The organism is Xylanibacter rarus (assembly GCF_001275135.1).
Classification (GTDB): Bacteria; Bacteroidota; Bacteroidia; order Bacteroidales; family Bacteroidaceae; genus Prevotella; species Prevotella rara.
Genome location: NZ_LFQU01000073.1, coordinates 1 through 1430, shown reverse-complemented (window position 1 = coordinate 1430; position 1430 = coordinate 1). Strand labels below are relative to the sequence as shown.

The 1430-nt window shown below is 43.1% G+C and carries 1 protein-coding gene; it reads left to right on the top strand.

The annotated features are described in order from the left end of the window. Positions 1-113: 113 nt before the first annotated feature. Positions 114-1421, top strand: coding sequence for an IS5 family transposase (locus ACU52_RS14525; RefSeq protein WP_053399324.1), 1308 nt, complete (start codon positions 114-116; stop codon positions 1419-1421). Positions 1422-1430: the final 9 nt, after the last annotated feature.

Below are 1430 nucleotides of genomic sequence, written 5' to 3'. Positions count from 1 at the left end.
TAGTCGTCCTTTAAAAACATCGTTATCTACTGTTATTCAGTAATTTAATCAATAAAAGTCTTTGATAAATCTGCAAGTTTTCTTATCTTTGGGTTAAGAAACTTGCAGATTTTATGATTAAAAATACTAATAATAACCCTTCTTTATTCAGCAGCCTGCCTGACATGCTGAACCAATCACACCCGCTTTACCAATTGGCCGACAAAATAGACTGGGGAAAATTTGAGACAGCCTTCCAACCTTTATATTGTCAGTCAAACGGCCGTCCCGGCAAGCCAATCCGTCTGATGTGTGGTATGCTCATCCTGAAGCACCTTCGTAATCTGTCAGATGAGTCTTTGGTAGAACAATGGAGCGAAAACGCTTATTATCAGTATTTTTGTGGTATGCAGGAGTTCACTCCGTCTGCCCCGTGTGCCTCTTCAGAGCTGGTTCATTTCCGCAAGCGTATCGGTAAAGAGGGAATTGAACTTATCTTTCAGGAAAGTATTCGCGTGAATAACGAGGATGATGAAGACCGTCATCATGATACTGCCTTTATTGATTCTACAGTTCAGGAAAAGAATATCACTTATCCCACGGATGCAAAGTTGCATAAGAAGATCGTGAAGAAAGTTCTTGGTATTGTGAAAAAGCTGGGGCTTCCTCTGCGTCAAAGCTACACCTTTGTGCTCAAGGGAATCTATCGTGACCAGCGTTTCCGGAACCATCCCAAGAACAGGAAGAAAGCCCTCAAGGCAGACAGGCGTTTACGTACTATAGCCGGAAGACTTGTCAGGGAGCTGAAGCGTAATCTTAAGGGGAATCACGACTATGACAAATTGCTCGGAATCTTTGAAACCATTCTCTCCCAAAGACGTAACAGCCGTAAAAAGGTCTATTCCATTCATGAGCCGGAAGTACAATGTATCAGCAAGGGCAAAGAACATAAGAAGTACGAATTCGGCAACAAGGTATCCATCATACGTTCTGTCACAGGCATTATTCTTGGCGCCATGTCTTTCCGCAATGAATATGACGGCCATACCATCGGGTCTTCCCTGGAACAGGTAGAACGGTTAACCGGGCGAAAAATCAAAGTGCTGGCAGGTGACAGAGGATACAGAGGCAAGAAGGAAATTAACGGGACGAAGATTATGATTCCCGATGTACCCAAAAAGTCAGACAGCCGTTATCAGAAACGGAAAAAACATAAACTATTCTGCAAGCGTGCAGGTATAGAACCGACAATAGGTCACTTAAAGTCAGATTACCGATTAGGCCGCAACTTTTATAAGGGTGTGACGGGAGATACTGTGAACGTTCTTCTGGTGGCTGCGGTCTATAACTTCAAAAGAGCCATGAAAGCTCTTTGTTGCATGTTTCAAAAAATTTGCGAGATACTGTGTCAGAACAACATCTCCCCAAAATGGGCTTTTTAAGGGACGACT